The following is a 1,610-nucleotide window of genomic DNA, read 5'->3' on the forward strand; positions in this document are numbered from 1 at the left end:
GATTCTGTTGAAAAAGTCGGATTTTCAGCTGGCCTGAACTAAGGCACGACCACCATCGGAGAACCTACTCACCACATCGAGTGGTTTCTCGGCTCTTCGTTGACCTTTGCTGCTCTGTTATTGGGTTAATTTGAGGTTTTTTGCTTCGTGCAGGCGCACCTATCCCGTGGCAGGTGGCCCTTGAGATGTAAATTTGGCCAGCCGTCGCAGGTTCTGCACCGCAGCGGCCAGCGTGAATTCATCAGTCGCGCCACTCATGCCACGTAGTCGCAGGCGATCCAATTTCAGGATGCGCTTGAGGTGGGCAAACAACATTTCGACCTTCTTACGTTCGTGGCGAGAGCGCACGTACCCAGGTGTCGCTGCGATTCGCCGAGCCACATCGCGCGCGGCTTCATGGACGCTGCGGGCGATCTTGCGGCACGCAGTGTTCGGGCAGCACTTGGCTTTCATCAGACAGGCAACGCAGTCGGTCTGCCGGGATCGGAAGATAATGGTGTTGGCTTTGGTGACGTGTGAACGCTCATTTTTGAAGGCTCGCCATTCGCTGCGCAATGGGTTTCCGGCCGGGCAGCGGTATTCCTCAGCCTCTTCATTCCAGTGGAAATCGTTGCTCGAAAAACTGTTGTTCTTGCGCTCGGTTTTGTCCCACACCGGCACATGCGGCTCGATGTCTTTTTCCTCCACCATCCAGGCCAGCATCGGCGCGGTGCCGTAAGCGGTGTCGCCAATAAGGCGCTCCGGCTTGATGTCGAACTGCGCTTCGACCCGTTCGATCATCGTCTTGGTGCTCTCGACTTCTGCGGTTCGATGAGCCGGTGTGGGTTCCACGTCCATGATCACGCCGTGCTCGGTATCGATCAGATAATTCGTGGAATAAGCGTAGAACGCTGGGCCACCTGGAGCTGCGGTCCAGCGGGCTTGAGGATCAGTCAGCGATAGGCGCTTCGGTAGCGTTTCGGCCAGAGCCTCTTCATCGAGTGCCTCAAGATACTCACGCACGGCGCGGGTGCTCAGGGCCGGATCGTTCCAGTTGACCGGTTCATCACCCGGTACACCGCGCTGCCGGCTGGCATCCGCTTTGATGATGCTGGCGTCCACGGCAAAGCCTTCGCCCTTGACCAGGCCGGCGTCCATGCAACGACGCAGCACTTCGTTGAACAGCCAGCGAAACAAATCGCTGTCCCGAAAACGGCCGTGCCTATTTTTGGAAAAGGTCGAGTGATTGGGGACTTCATCTTCAAGGCTTAACCGGCAGAACCAGCGATACGCCAGGTTCAAATGGGCTTCTTCGCACAGCCGACGCTCTGAGCGAATGCCGTAGCAATAGCCCACGATCAGCATGCGGATCATCAACTCAGGGTCAATCGACGGACGCCCAATTGGGCTGTAAAAATCGGCGAGGTAATGGCGCAAGTCGCTCAGATCGAGACACCGATCAATGCTACGCAGAAGGTGATTGGCGGGGATGTGGTCTTCAAGGTTGAACGAGTAAAACAGCCGTTCCTGCCCACTCGATAACTGTCCCATCATGCTGCGTGCTTCCCTGCTGGCCAATGCAGAGATTTTGCCGCAGGCCAGACAGGGGAGCTACTTTTTCAACAGAATCG

At 56.7% G+C, this 1,610-nt stretch carries 1 protein-coding gene; it reads right to left on the reverse strand.

Translation table 11 applies throughout. The features are described from left to right. Positions 1–159 precede the first annotated feature (159 nt). Positions 160–1,533: a transposase gene (locus tag KW840_RS28280; protein ID WP_218498467.1), complete on the reverse strand. Its 1,374-nt coding sequence runs from the start codon at positions 1,531–1,533 to the stop codon at positions 160–162. Positions 1,534–1,610 lie beyond the last annotated feature (77 nt).

It is taken from the genome of Pseudomonas sp. PDM30, assembly GCF_019218985.1.
Classification (GTDB): Bacteria; Pseudomonadota; Gammaproteobacteria; order Pseudomonadales; family Pseudomonadaceae; genus Aquipseudomonas; species Aquipseudomonas jessenii.

Coding starts and splice junctions, on each gene's coding strand:
- KW840_RS28280 (WP_218498467.1), bottom strand. CDS start 1,533: ATGATGGGACAGTTATCGAGTGGGCAGGAACGGCTGTTTTACTCGTTC.